Annotated in this window: 16 protein-coding genes; 6 read left to right on the top strand and 10 right to left on the bottom strand. The window is 60.2% G+C overall.

The genetic code is table 11. From position 1 onward, the window contains the following. The first annotated feature begins 37 nt into the window (after positions 1-37). On the top strand, positions 38-433 hold the full coding sequence (locus GOW60_RS03375; protein WP_171228221.1) for a nuclear transport factor 2 family protein: 396 nt from the start codon (positions 38-40) through the stop codon (positions 431-433). A 1-nt stretch (position 434) separates the two neighbouring features. Here the strand turns inward: GOW60_RS03375 and GOW60_RS03370 are convergent, their stop codons facing one another. The 5 genes from GOW60_RS03370 to trkA all read right to left on the bottom strand — a co-directional run bounded on the left by GOW60_RS03370 (position 435) and on the right by trkA (position 5,318). Next, positions 435-740: a putative quinol monooxygenase gene (locus tag GOW60_RS03370; protein WP_217355445.1), complete on the bottom strand. Its 306-nt coding sequence runs from the start codon at positions 738-740 to the stop codon at positions 435-437. A 14-nt stretch (positions 741-754) separates the two neighbouring features. Beyond that, positions 755-2,032, bottom strand: coding sequence for a GTPase HflX (gene hflX / locus GOW60_RS03365; protein ID WP_171228219.1), 1,278 nt, complete (start codon positions 2,030-2,032; stop codon positions 755-757). Beyond that, entirely contained in the window at positions 2,032-2,271 is a 240-nt protein-coding gene (hfq, locus tag GOW60_RS03360; RefSeq protein WP_005982826.1) for an RNA chaperone Hfq, read from the bottom strand. Before hfq ends, hflX begins: the two co-directional genes overlap by 1 nt. A gap of 132 nt (positions 2,272-2,403) precedes the next feature. Then, positions 2,404-3,942 carry a TrkH family potassium uptake protein gene (locus GOW60_RS03355; protein ID WP_171228218.1) on the bottom strand — a complete coding sequence of 513 codons (1,539 nt, stop codon included), beginning with the start codon at positions 3,940-3,942 and terminating at the stop codon, positions 2,404-2,406. Next, positions 3,942-5,318, bottom strand: coding sequence for a Trk system potassium transporter TrkA (gene trkA, locus GOW60_RS03350; protein WP_171228217.1), 1,377 nt, complete (start codon positions 5,316-5,318; stop codon positions 3,942-3,944). Before trkA ends, GOW60_RS03355 begins: the two co-directional genes overlap by 1 nt. 114 nt (positions 5,319-5,432) lie before the next feature. Between trkA and GOW60_RS03345 the strand changes: the two genes are divergently transcribed. After that, positions 5,433-5,894: a hypothetical protein gene (locus GOW60_RS03345; RefSeq protein ID WP_254443820.1), complete on the top strand. Its 462-nt coding sequence runs from the start codon at positions 5,433-5,435 to the stop codon at positions 5,892-5,894. An 18-nt stretch (positions 5,895-5,912) separates the two neighbouring features. Here the strand turns inward: GOW60_RS03345 and GOW60_RS03340 are convergent, their stop codons facing one another. The 5 genes from GOW60_RS03340 to dusB form a co-directional block, all read right to left on the bottom strand. Continuing rightward, a complete protein-coding gene (locus GOW60_RS03340; RefSeq protein ID WP_152458151.1) occupies positions 5,913-7,322 on the bottom strand; it encodes a sigma-54 dependent transcriptional regulator in 1,410 nt (469 codons plus the stop codon). After that, positions 7,319-9,583, bottom strand: a complete 2,265-nt coding sequence (locus tag GOW60_RS03335) for a PAS domain-containing sensor histidine kinase (protein ID WP_171228367.1) — start codon at positions 9,581-9,583, stop codon at positions 7,319-7,321. The genes GOW60_RS03340 and GOW60_RS03335 overlap by 4 nt, the downstream gene beginning before the upstream one ends. Positions 9,584-9,706: 123 nt before the next feature. Continuing rightward, positions 9,707-11,074, bottom strand: a complete 1,368-nt coding sequence (locus tag GOW60_RS03330) for a response regulator (RefSeq protein ID WP_171167875.1) — start codon at positions 11,072-11,074, stop codon at positions 9,707-9,709. Next, positions 11,074-12,162, bottom strand: coding sequence for a nitrogen regulation protein NR(II) (locus tag GOW60_RS03325; protein ID WP_171228215.1), 1,089 nt, complete (start codon positions 12,160-12,162; stop codon positions 11,074-11,076). The genes GOW60_RS03330 and GOW60_RS03325 overlap by 1 nt, the downstream gene beginning before the upstream one ends. Further along, entirely contained in the window at positions 12,159-13,142 is a 984-nt protein-coding gene (gene dusB / locus GOW60_RS03320) for a tRNA dihydrouridine synthase DusB (RefSeq protein ID WP_256369175.1), read from the bottom strand. Before dusB ends, GOW60_RS03325 begins: the two co-directional genes overlap by 4 nt. A gap of 182 nt (positions 13,143-13,324) precedes the next feature. Between dusB and GOW60_RS03315 the strand changes: the two genes are divergently transcribed. From GOW60_RS03315 to GOW60_RS03300, 4 genes are all read left to right on the top strand, one after another. Then, positions 13,325-14,455, top strand: a complete 1,131-nt coding sequence (locus GOW60_RS03315; RefSeq protein WP_171228213.1) for a bifunctional 2-C-methyl-D-erythritol 4-phosphate cytidylyltransferase/2-C-methyl-D-erythritol 2,4-cyclodiphosphate synthase — start codon at positions 13,325-13,327, stop codon at positions 14,453-14,455. After that, positions 14,452-14,949 (top strand): phosphatidylglycerophosphatase A, encoded by a 498-nt coding sequence (locus GOW60_RS03310; RefSeq protein ID WP_171228212.1) that lies wholly within the window; start codon positions 14,452-14,454, stop codon positions 14,947-14,949. The genes GOW60_RS03315 and GOW60_RS03310 overlap by 4 nt, the downstream gene beginning before the upstream one ends. Continuing rightward, entirely contained in the window at positions 14,946-15,422 is a 477-nt protein-coding gene (locus GOW60_RS03305) for a CinA family protein (RefSeq protein WP_171228211.1), read from the top strand. The genes GOW60_RS03310 and GOW60_RS03305 overlap by 4 nt, the downstream gene beginning before the upstream one ends. Positions 15,423-15,619: 197 nt before the next feature. Further along, positions 15,620-16,801, top strand: coding sequence for an ammonium transporter (locus GOW60_RS03300; RefSeq protein ID WP_171228210.1), 1,182 nt, complete (start codon positions 15,620-15,622; stop codon positions 16,799-16,801). The last annotated feature ends 118 nt before the right edge of the window (positions 16,802-16,919 follow it).

The raw sequence follows: 16,919 nt of genomic DNA, 5'->3' as shown, positions 1-16,919 counted from the left end.
AACATCACCGATCATGTGGGACCAAAAGGGGGCGAGTATGGCCAGCATTCGGGATACTCTGAATAACCTCGCGCGAGACTACGCAATAGCCTGGAGCTCGGGTGACCCCGACGCGGTTGCCAGCTTCTTCGCGTCAAACGGGCAGGTCACCATCAACCGGGGCGACCCGATCGAGGGGCGCGCGGCGATCGCCGACATGGCCCGGAGGTTTTACGCGGATTTTCCGGATCTCGAGCTGCGTTGCGACATGATGCGATGGGCCGGATCTCATGCCATATTCGTCTGGACCCGCGAAGGGCACCATTCCGTAACCGGCAATCACGTCATTGCGCGCGGCTGGGAAGAGTGGGAACTGACGTCAGATTACCTTGTACAATCATCATCGGGCTGGTTCGACGCGGACGACCATCAACGGCAGATCGACGGGGCCTGACTCACCGTCCGTTGGATGCGCGTTCCATCCTGTAGTCCCGCGGAATCCCCAGAGTGACCCGCGACCAGTCAGACGCCCGTGTCCGGGCCTGATGTGTATCGAAAGCCTGCTGATCCGCAAACACTTCTGACACGTTGAACCGACCCGGACAGTTCTGATCCTCGATCACGTCGAAGGATATGCAGCCCGGTTCCGCACGGGTCAGTTTCACATGGTCCGGCAACGCCGCGCGCACCTCTTCCAGCCGGTCCGCAGGCACATCGATATGGCCGGTCAGGAGCACTCTTTGGCCCGGCTTGTCAGACATATCCGGCCCCATCGCTAATTCTTCAGCGCCTCGAACTGAGCCGCCTGTTTATCGGTCCACAATACCGTGATGCGGAAACCGTCATCGGTCTGTTCTTCTGTGCGCACCACGTCTTGGCGGAACAACCATGCCCGCTTGTCCCCGTCAGAGAAAGACAGATCCAATACCGCCTCACGCCGTGCACCTTGCAGATGCATCGCGATCTCGGACAGCAATGGCGCGATGCCTTCCCCGGTTACAGCCGAAATCGCGAATATCTCCGGATCTCGGTCCGCCCGCGCCAGCGTTGCCTCGCGCTCATCGGCGCTCAGCAGGTCTATCTTGTTCCAGACCTCAAGCCGGGGCCTCTCTTCGTCGACGCCCAGCGAGGTCAGGATCGCCTCGACATCCTGCGCCTGCGCCTCGGTTTCCTCGTGGCTGATATCACGCACATGGACGATCAGGTCGGCACCCAGGACTTCTTCCAGCGTGGCCCGGAAAGCCGCCACAAGCTCGGTCGGGAGGTTCGAGATAAAGCCCACCGTGTCTGACAGGATCACTTCGGGGCCGTCGGGCAACTGTACGCGGCGCATGGTCGGGTCCAGCGTGGCGAACAGCATGTCCTTGGCCATCACTTCGGCCCCGGTCAGGTGATTGAACAGCGTGGATTTACCCGCGTTTGTGTAGCCCACGAGTGCGACGATTGGATAAGGCACCTTGGCCCGGGCGGCCCGGTGCAGTGTCCGGGTCTTGACCACCTTCTGCAACTGCCGCCGCAAGCGCACCAGTTGTTCGTCAATGGCGCGGCGGTCGGCTTCGATCTGGGTTTCGCCGGGTCCGCCGACAAATCCCAAACCACCGCGCTGACGTTCAAGGTGGGTCCACGCCCGTACCAGCCGCGTCCTTTGATAGCTGAGCGCGGCCATCTCGACCTGCAACACCCCTTCCCGCGTGCGGGCACGATCGCTGAAAATCTCCAAAATCAACCCGGTCCGGTCAAGGATCTTGACCTTCCACGCCTTTTCCAGGTTGCGCTGCTGCACCGGGGTCACCGGCCCGTCGATCAGAACCAGTTCAACCTCGTTGTCGCGAAAACGTTCGCCAAGTTCTTCAATCTTGCCGCTGCCGAACAAATACCCGGCCTGCGCGCGTTGAAGGCGCACGACTTCTGATCCGATCACGTCCAGATCGGGCAATGCGGCGGCCAGTGCCACCGCCTCTTCCAGCGCCGGTTCGGGGACACGGCGCTGTTCGTCTGATTTGATTTCGGGATGCAGCACCCAGGCCCGGGTGCGCGCCCGCTCATGTTCCATCAAGAGGCGTCTTCGCCCTCATACAGGTTGATCGGCTGTGACGGCATGATGGTCGAAATCGCGTGTTTGTAGACCAGCTGCGACTGTCCGTCGCGGCGCAACAATACGCAGAAATTGTCGAACCAGGTGATGACACCCTGCAATTTCACACCGTTGATCAGGAAAATCGTGACCGGAACCTTAGCTTTCCGTACATTGTTCAGGAAGGCATCCTGAAGATTCTGTCTGTCCGAAGCCATATTTTTATAATCTCGCCATTGTTCTTGCTACGCGCTGCGGACCAACGCGCTCCCTCCGGCAGAGTATGGAGTGCTACGCACAGATATTCCAGATGAAAAATCAGGCGTTAGCCGCCGCATGATGTGCCCGGCTCAATCCCGCCAAAGCGACGGGGTGATCAGGGCGATGATCGCCAGCGTTTCCAGACGCCCGATGACCATCGCCGCGCACAGCGTCAGCTTGGCGCTGGCAGAAAGATCGATCAGGCGAATTGGTACGTCGGTGGCCAACTCGATCAACGGCCCCGTCGTGCTGAGCGTGGCCACGCTGAGCACCATGGCCTGTTCGAACCCGGACCCCATCGCCGCAAGCAATAGGTTGAATACCGCAAGGGTCAGCGCAAAAAGCATCAGAAATATCCAGGCGATGAACGCCCCGTCGCTTTGAATGCGGCGATTGCCACCCCCTGCACCGCTGACGGACGAGGGATAGATCAGGCGGTCGATCTCTCGTGCGCCATTCAGATACAGCGCGAAGACCCGCAACAACTTGACCCCTCCGGCCGTCGTCGCGACCCCGCCGCCGATCAGTGCCAGCCCCATCAACAGCAAACCGGGCGTTCCCAAACCCGACAGTTGCTGTGCGTCGTTCCAGTTCGCGCTTTCGAAACCGGCCGTCGTGAGGAAAGCCAGAACGGTGAACAGCATCCCCCAGATGACCTGCAAGGCCTGCATTGGCTCCATTTGACCACCGATTTCCGTCACGCCCGCGACAACCCGGAAGAACAACAGGATTGCGACAGCCAGGACAATCATCAGACCGATGCGAAACTCTGGGTCCGTATCCAGACGGGAATAGCCCGTTGTCGCGGTATCCTTCGAAAACGTCAGACGCGAGAGAGCAAAGAACAGGAACAGAAACAGGATGGCTTCGCCCGTAAACCCGGCCTGCGCCCCCTCCATGCCGCCGACCGGTGAGATTCCGGACGTGGCCATCACTGCCATCGCATGGCACACGGCCGTCAGACCGACTTCACCGGCGATCAACAGAAGAACCCAGATCACGGTCGTCAGCCCGACATAGACGGGCGTCAGGGTCCTGGCGACACGGATCAGACGGCCTCGCGGGTCCACGCGCTCGCTCTGTGCCACCCCTGACACCGGGCGCCCCGGCTGGCCTTTGGCAGTGACCTCGAACCCACCAAGCGACAGCGGCGCAAGGATCGCCGCAGCGGCGATCCACATCAGCAGGCCGCCCATCCAACCGACCATGGCGCGCCACAAATGCAACGGGGCCGTCAGGCGGGCCGGATCCGGAAACAGGTCCGCCCCCGTGGTCGTCAGAGAGCTGACCATATCGAAATAGGCGTTCAGAAAGGTGGTCGTTCCAAGCGCGTCGTGAAATGGGATCGCCAGAAAGATGGGCAGCAGCGTGAAACAGGCCAGCATCACCGCCAACTGCCCCAACGTGCCGCGCCGGGGTATTCGGTTGGAAGACGCCATCGCGATGGTGGCAACCAGAAACAAGCCCAGAATCCCGGAATACAGAAAGGATCGTGACGTGTCGTGATCGTCCAGAGCCAACGCATAGATCGCCGGAATCCACATGGTCAGGGATGCAATGCCCCAGATCAGCAGGAACAACGGCAACCGCCGCAACACTCCAACCCGTTGTGTCCCTGCATGCGCCATCAGAAGAAATCGATTGAAACCTGCATCAGGCGTTCAACCTCTGGCACGTCTTTGGCCATGGCAAAGATTGCGACCACATCTTTTTCATCGATCCGCAGGCTGCCGGTCGGTCGCAGAACCTCGTCTCCTTTGCGGACCGCACCCACAAGCACCCCCTCGGGAAAGTCGATATCGCGCAGACGTTGCCCGGCCATGGGCGAGGTTGACAGAACCTCGGCCTCGATCACTTCGGCCTCGGCGTCCCCGATGGAATAGACCTGACGCACCCGTCCATGCCGGATGTGCCGCAGGATCGAACTGACGGTCGTGGCCCGCGGGTTGATATAGGCATCGATTCCCAAGGGCCCCATCAGGGCCACCATGCTGGGATCGTTGATCAATGCAATCGCCAGAGCGCAGCCTTCGGCCTTGGCACGCACCGCGGCCAGCATGTTCGTACGGTCGTCATCCGTAACTGCCAGCATCGCATCGGCCCGCTCGATCCCCGCTTCGCTCAGCAACCCGGCATCCAGCCCGTCGCCATGCAGCACGATCGTCCGTTCCAGAGCTTCGGCGGCGAGTTCAGCGCAATGGCGGTCGCGTTCGATGATCTTGGCCCGCACACGGCTTTCGCGTTCCTCCAGCGTTCTGGCCACTTCCAGCCCGACATTTCCGCCGCCCACGATCACTACGCGATCCTGCCGCTTCTGCGCCTTGCCGAACACCTCCATGGTGCGATCCACGTCCTTGACGTTGGTAAAGACATAGCATTCGTCGCCCACGAACAACTGATCCTCGGATTCGGGCGCAAACAGCGTGCCATCGCGCCGCACCCCAACCACGATGGAACTGAGGGTCGAGAACAGATCCGTCAGCTGCCGCAACGGTGTATTCACGATCGGGCAATCCTCTTCCACCCGCACCCCAAGCAGCTGCGCCTTGCCGTCCATGAAAATCTCGGTATCAAAGGCGGATGGGGCAGACAGGCGGCGCATGGCGGCGGCGGCAACTTCGCGTTCGGGGCTGATCACCACATCAATCGGCAGATGATCACGACGGTACAGATCCGAGTGGATCGCCTCGAGGTAGGATTTCGACCGCAGGCGCGCGATCTTGCGCTGGATCGAAAAGACCGAATGCGCCATCTGGCAGGTGACCATGTTCACCTCATCCGAATGGGTGGCGGCAATGATCATGTCAGCGTCACGGGCCCCTGCCCGTTCCAGCACGTCCGGATAACTTGCAAACCCGGCGATCCCCTGCACATCAAGCGTTTCCGTCGCCCGCCTTACCAGGTCGGGATTGTTGTCCACGACGGTAACATCGTTCAGCTCGCCCGAAAGATGCCGCGCGATCTGCCAGCCGACCTGACCCGCACCGCAAATAATGACCTTCATGCTTCTGGCCCTTCTGCCTGAAAGGATTGAATGACAGATGCCCCCAGAGCGGTCAATTGAATTGTCATCGCAGCCCGGCTGCGGCAAGATAAGCGTATGAAAACGCTGTTTCCTATGCTGGTACCTTTGATGGTGCTGTCTTCTTGCGGACCACTTTCGCTGTACTACCGCGAAGGTGAAACCGTATCGCGCCTGCAAAAAGAGACCACTCAGTGCCAGCTGAAGGCGGTCAAAGAGGTGCCGGTAGCCAATCAGATCCGCCAAAGCCCGCCAACCTACTGGCCGGGGCGTACATATTGCGATGGCAGGGGTCGTTGCTATCGATCACCCGGCTGGTGGCAGCCCGGCCGTGTTTATACCGTGGATGTGAATCAGGGCCTGCGCAACACGGTCGAAGCGCAATGCATGGCCCAGAAAGGGTTTCGACCCGTAAGCCTGCCGCCATGCAAGCAGAACGTAAAATCACGCGCGCCCGCAACGCGAACAACCACTTTGCCACCACTCAACAGCGCGTCGTGCTTTGTAAAATTCGATGACGGCTCATTTCAGATCATAACGCCTGGCCAGGCCGGCTGAGGCCGTGCGACCGGCAGATTATTCTGCCGGTTCGGGTTCATCGATTTGCGCCACGCGCGCACCGGATTTGTTCGAAGTCACCACGCCCAGAGATTTCAATTTCCGATGCAGGGCGCTGCGTTCCATGCCTACAAAGCTGGCCGTGCGGCTGATATTGCCGCCAAACCGGTTGATCTGTGTCAGCAGATACTCTCGCTCGAACGCCTCGCGGGCTTCGCGCAACGGCAAGGTGGCCAGTGCGCCAGACAACACGACACGGCCTGAATCTTCTGCCTTTTCTTCCTCGTTGGGCAACTCACGCGCCTCAATCGGGCCGGAGCCATCGCCAAGGATCAGAACCCTCTCGATCAGGTTTTTGAGCTGGCGCACGTTGCCGGGCCAGGTCATCGTCTGCAACAGCGCGACAGCCTCTTCCGAAAGTTCCCTGATCGGCAAACCCTGAGTTTCGTTGCACATCTCAATAAAGTGCTGCGCCAGAACCGGGATATCTTCGCGCCGATCTTCCAGTGACGGCACGGCAATCGGGACGACGTTCAGACGGTGGTACAGCTCTTCCCGGAAGCGTTCAGCCGCGATTTCTTCGTCAAGATCCTTGCTTGTTGACGAGATCACGCGAAGATCCACGCGCACCTTGTCACTGCCACCGACACGCTGGAATTGCTGATCCACCAGCACCCGCAGGATTTTTGATTGTGTCCCAAGGGGCATGTCGGCGACTTCGTCAAAATAGACCACGCCTCCATGCGCCTCTTCCAGCAAACCCGATTCCACGCCGCGTTCTGCCGATTCCCGGCCAAACAGCACCTCTTCCACACGTTCGGGCTCGATCCCGGCGCAGTTTACCGTGACAAATGGCGCGTTGGCACGATTTGAATGGGCATGGATATACCGTGCTGCGATCTCTTTGCCGGACCCAGCTGGGCCGCTGAGCATCACGCGGCCATTCGACTTGGTCACCTTGTCCAACTGCCCCTGCATGGCGCGGAACGCGGCGGATTTGCCGATCATGTCGGAATTGTTGACTTCTTTCCGCTTCAAAGACGCATTCTCGCGACGCAGGCGAGAGGTCTCCATCGCGCGGCGGATCACCACCATCAACTGGTCTATGTTGAACGGCTTTTCGATAAAATCATAGGCGCCCTGCTTGATTGCGGCGACGGCAATTTCAATGTTGCCGTGGCCCGAAATGATCACCACCGGCACATCCGGGTTGTCGCGTTTCACCGCTTTCAGGATATCGATGCCATCCATACGGCTGTCTTTCAGCCAGATATCCAGGATCAACAACCCCGGCGGTTCAGAGTTGATTGACGCCATGCACTCGTCCGAGTTGGCCGCCAGCCGGGTTGAATAGCCTTCGTCCTCCAGAATGTCGGACACCAGCTCGCGAATATCGCGCTCATCATCTACGATCAGAATGTCACTCATCTTTGGCCTGCTTTCAGTTTGTTGGTTCTAATTGCCTGCTTCTGTGGCGCTGCCGTTTGGGACACAGTAACCCCCGGCAATCGGATCACGGCCATCGCGCCAAAATGGTCCTGTCCGTCAAATACGGGCGCATCCTCGAGGGTCAGCGCGCCGCCATGCTCTTCAATGATCTTCTTGACGATGGGCAGGCCCAGCCCGGTCCCTTCGTCACGTGTCGTTACATAGGGCTCAAACAGCCGAGCCCGATCCTCGGGCAAGCCGATCCCGTTATCTGCAATGGTTATGACCGTACCCGCATCATCACTGGTAACCGCCACTTTGATCTGTGGCAGAAGGTTGTCGGGCGCCCCTTTTTCCTTAAGGGTTACAATGGCTTCCCCGGCATTCTTGATGAGGTTGGTCAGCGCCTGGTTCAGCATGGTTGCATCCACATCAGCCATGATGGGCTGTTGCGGCAGATCGGCATCGATCTGCACATCCGGCTGCCCGGCCTGTTGCAGCAGGACCGCCTCGTGCACCAGATCAACAAGGTTTTCTTCCCTGCGTTCAGGTTCGGGCATCCGTGCGAACTTCGAGAATTCATCCACGATGCGACGCAGATCGTTGGTCTGACGCACAATCACGTTCGTCATCGAATCCAGGCTGCTGCTGTCTTCCTCATCAAGTTTGCGCGAGAACTTGCGCTTGATCCGTTCCGCGCTCAGCTGGATCGGGGTCAGAGGGTTCTTGATCTCATGCGCGATGCGGCGGGCCACGTCACCCCAGGCCGCCATCCGTTGGGCGCTGACCAGATCTGTGACGTCATCGAAGGCAACCACATAACCTTCCAGGCCCCCGTCTTCTCCGCGACGGATGGCCATGCGGACCAACAGGTTCTCAAGCCGCCCCTTGCGGGTCACTTTGATTTCGCCCTGAACGGCCTCTTGCCCGCTGTCCTTCAGACTTTCGAACAGGGGCAGAAATTCCGGCACCGCAATGCCGATGGCCAGATGCTGCTCGCCCCCGGTCCAATCCAGCAACCGCTCGGCCGAACGGTTCACGAAGGTAATGCATCCTTCCGGGTCCACCCCAACGACACCCGAAGTGACCGAACTGAGCACCGAGTCGAACAGACGGCGCCGGCTTTCAATTTGCCGCGTGTTCTCCAACAGCGTATCGCGCTGTCCTTTCAACTGCCGGGTCATCTGGTTGAAATACCGGCCCAGCATCGCGATTTCGTCGTCGCTGGCCTCTTCAATCACCTGGACGCTCAGATCACCGGCCCCAACCCGCTGCGCCGCGGTGGTCAACCGCCCCACGGGACGCGACAGCCGTTCGGCAAACCACATGCCCAGGGACATTGCCGCAAGGATCAGGATCAACGCAAAGCCCAGATACAACAGGCCGAACTCGAACAGCACCCTGCCCCGTTCGCTTTCCAGTTGCTGATAGAACTGTGCCGTTTCCTTGGTATCGTCCAGCAGCGTCAACAACTGCCCATCCACCTCGCGGCTGACATAGAGATAGCGATCCAGATAAGCCTTCAGGGGAACCAGCGCGCGGAACTCGTTGTTGGGCCAGTCGGCGATGATCAGCAGGCCCTGGTCGGTGGCTTCTGCAATCTGCTCGGGGGTTGGGGCTTCGTAGTTGAACAGGTAGGACCGGTCCCCGCGCGATTTGATTTCGCCACCACCGTCGATGACATAGGCTTCGCGCAGCCCCCGTTGAATCTGAGCCTGCCCCTGCGCCAGAACTTCGCGCAGTTCCGCGTCGGAGATGTAGAAATCCAGCGATCGCGCGTTGTCCAGATATCGCGCAAGAACAGACGCGTCTTGCGTTAACCCTCGGCGGTGTTCCTGTTCATACGCTTCTGCCGCGGTCAGCGAAGACCCAACAACCTGACGCACGCGGTCGGAAAACCAGCCCTCAAGCCCGATATTGACGGTCAATCCGGCAAAAATCGCCACGGTCACGGTTGGAACCAGCGCCAGCAGAGTAAACGCCCCGATCAGGCGCAAATGAAGGCGCGAACCCGCCGACTTGGCCCGACGTGCGGCAATCAAGCTGCCAACCTGCCCAAGCACAAGTGCTGCAACAACCAGAACGTATACGAGATCGGCCAACAGAATCAGCCGCAAAGTCGGTGCAGTGGCGCCAAGATCGAAAGGACCGATGACAAGGTAAGTGGCCAGCGCCAGAACAGGCCCCATGAGAACCAGGCCAAACGTGCCAAAATTGCGCAGTTTCCGTGATTTACGCCATCGACTGATCGATGGGATCATCCCGCTCTGTGCTCGGGTTGCCACTGTCTGCCCTCATCCTGATGTGCCGCTTGCGCGGCTTACCGCCATATATCGTGATCTTTTCCCAACAGATGCCGGGAAGCCACGGTTTGTGTGGCGATATTACATCAGTTTGCGTCGACGTGTCACCTGAATATCGAGATCCGTAATCTTTTTTCGCAACGTATTTCGGTTGATTCCCAGCAAATCGGCACATTTCGCCTGATTTCCGCCAGTTGCATCCAACGCGATTTCGATCAGTGGCGCCTCAACTTCTCGCAAAATACGCTGATACAGGCCCGGGGGCGGCAGAATGTTGCCGTGCAGGTCAAAATACCTCCGCAGATGCCGCTCGACCGAGGTCGAAAGCTTTTCGCGCTCACCGCCGCTCAGGACCGGTTCCGCCTCTGGCTGGCTGCCAAGCACCGTTTCCACTTCGGCTTTCGTGATTTCATCAGCACGGCTGGTCAGACCCAACCGGCGCACGGCATTTTCCAGTTGCCGCACGTTCCCGGGCCAGGAATAGCGCCGCACCAGTTCCACCGCCTCGGGGCTGAGCCAGCGCTTGGTGCCGTTTTCCCGCTCTTCCCGCGCCAGGAAATGCTCGGCCAGCAGCGGAATGTCATCCACCCTTTCACGCAGCGATGGAACGTGGATCGTCGCCCCGCACAAGCGATAGTAAAGGTCCTGACGGATGCGCCCGTTCTCCATCCCTTCGGTCAGGTCCGACTGGCTGGTGGCCATGAAACGAGGAACGTGATCGCCCGGTGTGTCCATCATGCGGACGATGCGCGCCTGAACCTCATCTTCGATATCTGCGATTTCGTCTATCAACAGCGTACCGCCGCGAACCCGCGCCATCACACGGGCCGGGCCTTCCAGATCGCGCAATTCGGCAGCGGTGACAGTGACAAAGGGCAAGGTTCGACGGTCGGAAAAATCGTGAATGGCTCGCGCAATCAGTGACTTGCCCGTGCCGCTTTCACCGGAAATCATGACCGAGAGATCCGTGTTCATCACCCGGGCGACCAACCGGTACAGGGCCTGCATCACCGGTGTTCGCCCGACCAGAGGCAGTTCTTCGGGGCGCTCGCTTGTGCCCACGGCCGGCTCTGGCTGGGCGCGTTGCTTCTGATCCAGCGCCCGCGCCGTCCGTTTCATCAGATCCGGCAGGTCGAAGGGTTTTGGCAGATAATCGTACGCATCCGCCTCTGTCGCCTGAATCGCCGTCATGATGGTGTTTTGTGCGGAAATCACGATCACCGGCAAACCGGGGCGGTCTTCGGCAATCTTCGGCAGCATCTCAAGACCGTTTCCATCTGGCATGACCACGTCGGAAATCACCACGTCCCCTTTCCCCTCGCCGACCCAGCGCATCAACGTGGTCAGTGATGAGGTCGCATGCACCTTGCACCCGGCACGCGTGAGGGCCTGTGTCAGAACAGTGCGGATCGTGCGATCGTCGTCCGCGACCAATACGGTGCCATCCATCAGGTGCTCTCCTTCTTGTCCTCGATTGCGTCTCGCGGCGCGCGGCGCAGCGACAGTTTGAATACCGTTCGCCCGGGCACGGATTCGGCCGAAATCCAGCCGTCATGGTCCGAGATGATCTTGCTGACCAGCGCCAGCCCCAGGCCGGTGCCGTTTTCCTTGCCGGATACGAAGGGATCAAAAATGTCGCCGCGGATGTCTTCTGGCAGGCCCGGACCATCATCGATGATCTCGATCTGCAAGGGCAGCGAATGCCCTGACCCGTCACTGCGACGCAACCGGAAGGAATGTTCGAAATAGGTCCGCAGGCGGATCGTTCCACCCTGCGGTCCTGCGGCTTCGGACGCATTCCTGAGCAGATTCAGGATCACCTGCAGAATCTGATCCGGGTCTCCGTAAGCCAGCGGCAGCGACGGGTCATAGTCTTCGACGATCGTCATGTCGGCGCCAAATCCCAACAATGCCGACCGTCTTGCGCGATCCAGCACATCGTGGATGTTGACCGGCTTGAAGTCGGGTTTCTGTAGGTTCCCGAATTGCTCGACCTGTTCCAGCAACTTCACTATCCGGCGGCTTTCGGCGACAATAAGGTCCGTCAGCTCAAGGTCTTGCGGCGGTATATTCATGCTGAGCAACTGCGCCGCACCGGTGATCCCGGCCAGCGGGTTCTTGATCTCGTGCGCCAGCATTTCCGCCATGCCGATGGCGGATTGTGCCGCGGACTTGACCGTATTCCCCCGCGTCATCCGACCTGCCAGTTCACGAGGCGAGATGATCATGATCATGGAACCCAGATGTCCGACCAAAGGCGCAATCTGCAACGCGCATTGCAGCGGCGCCCGGCTGCCCGACCCCACATCCACATCATTCACGAACAAAGGTGTGCCCTGCCAGCGGGCGCGCTCGAACGCCTCTTCCAACGGCGCGTCCACGGCGATCTGATCCCACACCGGATGGCCGATCACAGATTTGCGCGACGCGTTCAGAAACCCCTCACCGGCAGCATTCACATCGGATATCCGGTCCTGTTCATCAATAATGAACGCCGGAACCGGCAGCGAGTTCCAGATGCTGGCATCGGAATTCATGCCGCCACCTCGTCCGTATCGCTGAGCGCATCCGCCAACAGGCGCAGAACTTCCGCCGGATCGCGCGACGTCAGGACCGCCCGGCGTAAGGGCGCAGGCGTTGCGGCTTCGTCCATGTACCACCCCAAGTGCTTGCGGGCGACACGCAGACCCAGATCAGCGCCATAGAAATCCAGCATCGACTGATAATGCGCGCAAACCATATCAACCAGATCATGACCGGTCGGAATCTCGGGTGCCTCGGCCCCGTACAGGTCGTGACAGATTTGCGCCAACACCCAAGGTTTGCCCTGGGCGCCACGACCGACCATCACCCCATCCGCGCCGGATTGGAGCAACGCGGTTCGGGCGGCGTGAGAGTCCACGATGTCTCCGTTCGCGATGACCGGGATCGATACGGCCTCTTTCACCGCCCGGATTGCCCGCCAATCGGCGTGACCCTTGTAGAACTGACAGCGTGTGCGGCCATGGATCGTGACCATCTGAATACCCGCGTCCTGAGCGCGGCGTGCCACGTCGGGCGCGTTCAACAGACTAACGTCCCATCCCAGCCGGGTTTTCAGCGTCACCGGCAGATCGACCGCGCCCACCACGGCCTCGATCAGTGCAAGCGCGTGGTCCGGCGTTTTCAGAAGGGCCGAGCCGGAATAACCGTTTGTTACCTTCTTGGCAGGGCACCCCATGTTGATGTCGATCACACGCGCGCCACGGTCGGCCACCTGACGGGCCGCCTCGGCCATCCAATGGGTCTCGCGCCCGGCCAGTTGCACGGCGGTGTTTTCCACATCAGCGGACAGTTCCGCCCGTTCCCGCACGCCGGGCTTGGCCTGTACCATCTCTTGACTGGCGACCATTTCACTGACGACCATACCCGCACCGAAACGCATCACCAGATCGCGAAACGGGCGGTCGGTGATTCCGGCCATGGGGGCCAGCAAAACAGGCGGTGCTATTTCCTTGTCGGCAAGGTGCAGTGTCAACGTGCTTAATCCTTGGGCAGTTGTGGTTTTGATATCGCTTTCTGCGCATATGAACAACAAATCGGCATGCAGCAAGCCCGCAAAATCATCATTTGCCTATTTTTTAATCACATGACCATGGGTGATTGCCTCTGCATTCACCGCCGCCTAAACAATGCCCATCACAAGGAAAGCGCACACATATGACAACCGCCGCCATCATAGTTGCCGCCGGTCGCGGGTCGCGCGCCGGGGGTGGCGTGCCAAAACAATGGCGCAGCCTAGCGGGCCGGCGGGTGGCCGATTGGACGATCGAACGCTTTCGCGGACTGGTGGATCACATTGTTCTGGTGTTGTCCGAAGAAGACAGCGCCGCATGGGAAGAATTCCGTGCAACCGACCTGATCCTGGCTGCGGGCGGAACGGATCGCGCGGGATCGGTGCGCAATGGATTGGCTGCTCTGGCCGACCGGAACGTGCAGCGCGTTTTGATCCACGACGTTGCAAGGCCTTGCGTCACACCCCGCGTCATCACCGACGTTCTGAACGCCCTGGAAACATGTCCGGCGGCGGCGCCCGGGCTGGCGGTGACGGATGCGCTGTGGGTTGGGCATGAACAGGCCGTGACCGGTACGCAGGATCGCAGCAACCTGTTTGCCGCGCAAACTCCGCAGGGGTTTCACTATGACGCCATCACCGCCGCCCACGCCGCCCATCCGGGCGGCGCTGCGGATGATGTCGAGGTGGCCCGCGCCGCCGGACTTGATGTCTGCATCGTACCGGGCGATGCGGACAATCTGAAAATCACCCGACCCGAGGATTTTGCCCGGGCGGAACGCATAATGGGAACGGACATGGATGTAAGGCTGGGTAACGGGTACGACGTGCACCGTTTTGGCGATGGGGATCATGTGATCCTTTGCGGTGTGAAAGTGCCGCATGACCGCGGACTGCAAGGCCATTCGGATGCCGATGTCGGAATGCACGCGGTCACCGATGCGATCTATGGCGCTCTGGCACAGGGCGATATCGGGCAGCATTTCCCGCCTTCGGATCCGCAATGGAAAGGCGCCGCCAGCGAGGTTTTCCTGCGCCACGCGGTCGAGCTGGCGGGGCAGATGGGATACCGTATATCGAACGTCGATTGCACGCTGGTCTGCGAATATCCAAAGATTGGCCCTCATGCACCAGACATGCGAGAAAAAATGTCTGAAATCATGGACCTGCGTGTAGATCAGGTTTCGGTCAAGGCGACAACGTCCGAGCGTCTGGGCTTCACCGGCCGCAGCGAGGGCATCGCCTCGCTCGCCACGGCCTGTCTGGTGAAAGCATGAACGCGGCACAGATGATCGGGACTGTCGGCGGCGTCGGCTATTTGCGCCCTGCCCCGGGCACCTGGGGATCGCTGGTGGCCCTGCCGATGGCCTGGGTATTGCACATGCTGGGCGGATTCCCGTTGCTGGCCCTTGCAACGGTTGCGGTTTTTGCCGGCGGCCTATGGGCCACACGCGTGATGACCGAAGGTCAGGATGACCACGACCCATCTGAAATCGTCATTGATGAGGTCGCAGGCCAGTTCATTGCGCTTTGGGCAATTTCCTATCCGTCCTGGGCGCATGGAATCGACATTACCGCGCTCTGGCCCGGCTGGGTTGCTGGGTTCATCCTGTTTCGTCTGTTCGACATCACCAAACCCGGCCCTGTCGGCTGGGCTGATCGCCGCGGCGATCCGATGGGCGTGATGCTGGATGACGTGATTGCGGGTATGTTTGCAGCCATCGGTGTGATGGTTCTGGCAGGTATCGCACACGGAGTTCTGGGGCTATGAACGTGACAGACCTGCTGGACCGCGCCAAGGCGCAGGGCGTGATGATCGCCACCGCCGAAAGCTGCACCGGCGGCATGGTCGCTGCGGCCCTGACCGATATTCCCGGAAGTTCTGCGGTCGTGGATCGGGGTTTTGTCACCTACACCAACGAGGCCAAACAGGACATGCTGGGCGTTCAGACCGAAACGCTGAACGCGCACGGTGCGGTTTCCGAACAGGTGGCCCGCGAAATGGCAGATGGCGCGCTGCGCAACTCACTGGCGCAACTTGCCGTCTCGATCACGGGAATTGCCGGGCCGGGCGGGTCCGAATTCAAACCCGAAGGGCGCGTGTGTTTCGGCTTGGCCGTCAAGGGACAGCCGACGCATGTCGAAACCGTCGAATTCGGCGCGCCCGGTCGCGATGCCGTGCGGCGCGCGGCGCGTGACCACGCCTTGACCCTGCTGTACACGGCCCTTTCCGCAGACGCCTAAACTTTCAGCACATGGCCAAAAAAACCGCTTCTTTTGAAGTCAGTTGAAAAAAGGCTGCCAAAACAGGCACTTTTTTTCGCTTTGCCTCTTTTTTCTCCAACCGACGGTGGCTTGAAACAGCCCACACCGCTCACGCAGCGCCGATCCGTGCCCAGTTTCCACGGATCCGCGCACTCATTCGGAAGGGAGAATGGCCCATGAACGGAGCCGATACAGCCTGGATCATCGTAGCAACCGCGTTGGTCCTTTTCATGACATTGCCGGGCCTCGCCCTGTTCTATGGCGGGCTCGTGCGTGCCCGAAATGTTCTCAGCGTTTTCATGCATTGCTTTGCCATCGCCTGTTTGATGAGCGTCCTGTGGCTGGTAGCAGGGTATTCCATCGCGTTCGGACCCGGTGAAAGCGGGCTTTGGGGTGGTTTGGGCAAGGCCTTCCTCAACGGCGTCGATGTGGACAGCCTTGCAGGAACCCTGCCCGAGATCTTGTTCTTCGCCTTCCAGATGACCTTTGCCATCATAACCCCTGCGTTGATCGTGGGCGCCTATGTCGAACGTGTGGGCTTTGGCTTTGTCCTGACTTTCTCGGCGCTGTGGATGCTGCTGTGCTATGCGCCCGTGGTGCACTGGATCTGGGGTGGCGGGATGCTGGCTGATGGCGGCATTCTGGGCGAGATCGGTGTGCGAGACTTTGCTGGCGGCATCGTTGTGCATGAAACCGCTGGTCTGGCGGCGCTGATTGTCGCGGTGATCCTCGGGCCGCGCCGCAACCGCACCACTCCGCCGCACAACCCCGGTTATGTCATGGTCGGCGCCGCAATGCTGTGGGTCGGCTGGTTCGGCTTCAATGGTGGCTCGCAACTGGCCGCCGATGGCGGAGCGGCGATGGCCCTGACCGTCACGCACCTGTCCGCGGCCACCGCTTCGCTGAGCTGGGCCCTGTGGGAGCGTATCCGCTTTGGCAAGGCCTCGATGGTCGGTCTGGTCACCGGCACGATCGCGGGTCTGGCCTCGATCACGCCGGCTTCGGGTTTCGTCGGTCCGGTTCAGGCCCTGATCATTGGCGCGGTGGCCGGTGTTCTGTGTCAGGAAGCCGTCAGCATCGTGCGCAACAAGCTGAATATCGACGACACGCTGGATGTCTTCGCCGTGCATGGTGTCGGCGGTATCTTCGGTACGCTCATGATCGCCCTGTTTGGCCTAGGAACCTGGACCGCTCAGTTGGGCGGGCTGATTGTCGTGGGTGCCTTTACGGCAGTTGTCACGTTTGTGTTGGTCAAACTGGTTGCACAGATCACACCACTTCGCGTAGACGCCGAGACCGAGACAAATGGCCTCGACCTCTCGGTACATGGCGAGCGGGCCTATGACATGAGCAGTTAAGCCCACCTTGGCTGCCCATCGCCCGTATGGGCAAAAGCGGACCTCTTGGGGGTCCGCTTTTCTTTTGCCCAATCCCTCTCGACTCCGGCCCAAGGGTCGGGCTATCAGCCCGCAACGT

It is taken from the genome of Ruegeria sp. HKCCA4008, assembly GCF_013033125.1.
Lineage (GTDB): Bacteria > Pseudomonadota > Alphaproteobacteria > Rhodobacterales > Rhodobacteraceae > Ruegeria.
The sequence above is the reverse complement of the archived record's forward strand: the minus strand, read 5'-3'. Positions and strand labels throughout refer to the sequence as shown.

What these genes read in the sequence shown, in the direction of transcription:
- GOW60_RS03370 (WP_217355445.1), bottom strand. Translation starts at nt 740, where the DNA reads ATGTCTGACAAGCCGGGCCAAAGAGTGCTCCTGACCGGCCATATCGAT.
- GOW60_RS03330 (WP_171167875.1), bottom strand. Translation starts at nt 11,074, where the DNA reads ATGGATGGCACCGTATTGGTCGCGGACGACGATCGCACGATCCGCACT.
- hflX (WP_171228219.1), bottom strand. Translation starts at nt 2,032, where the DNA reads ATGGAACATGAGCGGGCGCGCACCCGGGCCTGGGTGCTGCATCCCGAA.
- GOW60_RS03310 (WP_171228212.1), top strand. Translation starts at nt 14,452, where the DNA reads ATGAACGCGGCACAGATGATCGGGACTGTCGGCGGCGTCGGCTATTTG.
- GOW60_RS03340 (WP_152458151.1), bottom strand. Translation starts at nt 7,322, where the DNA reads ATGAGTGACATTCTGATCGTAGATGATGAGCGCGATATTCGCGAGCTG.
- hfq (WP_005982826.1), bottom strand. Translation starts at nt 2,271, where the DNA reads ATGGCTTCGGACAGACAGAATCTTCAGGATGCCTTCCTGAACAATGTA.
- GOW60_RS03345 (WP_254443820.1), top strand. Translation starts at nt 5,433, where the DNA reads ATGCTGGTACCTTTGATGGTGCTGTCTTCTTGCGGACCACTTTCGCTG.
- GOW60_RS03335 (WP_171228367.1), bottom strand. Translation starts at nt 9,583, where the DNA reads ATGATCCCATCGATCAGTCGATGGCGTAAATCACGGAAACTGCGCAAT.
- GOW60_RS03325 (WP_171228215.1), bottom strand. Translation starts at nt 12,162, where the DNA reads ATGAATTCCGATGCCAGCATCTGGAACTCGCTGCCGGTTCCGGCGTTC.
- trkA (WP_171228217.1), bottom strand. Translation starts at nt 5,318, where the DNA reads ATGAAGGTCATTATTTGCGGTGCGGGTCAGGTCGGCTGGCAGATCGCG.
- GOW60_RS03375 (WP_171228221.1), top strand. Translation starts at nt 38, where the DNA reads ATGGCCAGCATTCGGGATACTCTGAATAACCTCGCGCGAGACTACGCA.
- GOW60_RS03355 (WP_171228218.1), bottom strand. Translation starts at nt 3,942, where the DNA reads ATGGCGCATGCAGGGACACAACGGGTTGGAGTGTTGCGGCGGTTGCCG.
- GOW60_RS03315 (WP_171228213.1), top strand. Translation starts at nt 13,325, where the DNA reads ATGACAACCGCCGCCATCATAGTTGCCGCCGGTCGCGGGTCGCGCGCC.
- GOW60_RS03300 (WP_171228210.1), top strand. Translation starts at nt 15,620, where the DNA reads ATGAACGGAGCCGATACAGCCTGGATCATCGTAGCAACCGCGTTGGTC.
- GOW60_RS03305 (WP_171228211.1), top strand. Translation starts at nt 14,946, where the DNA reads ATGAACGTGACAGACCTGCTGGACCGCGCCAAGGCGCAGGGCGTGATG.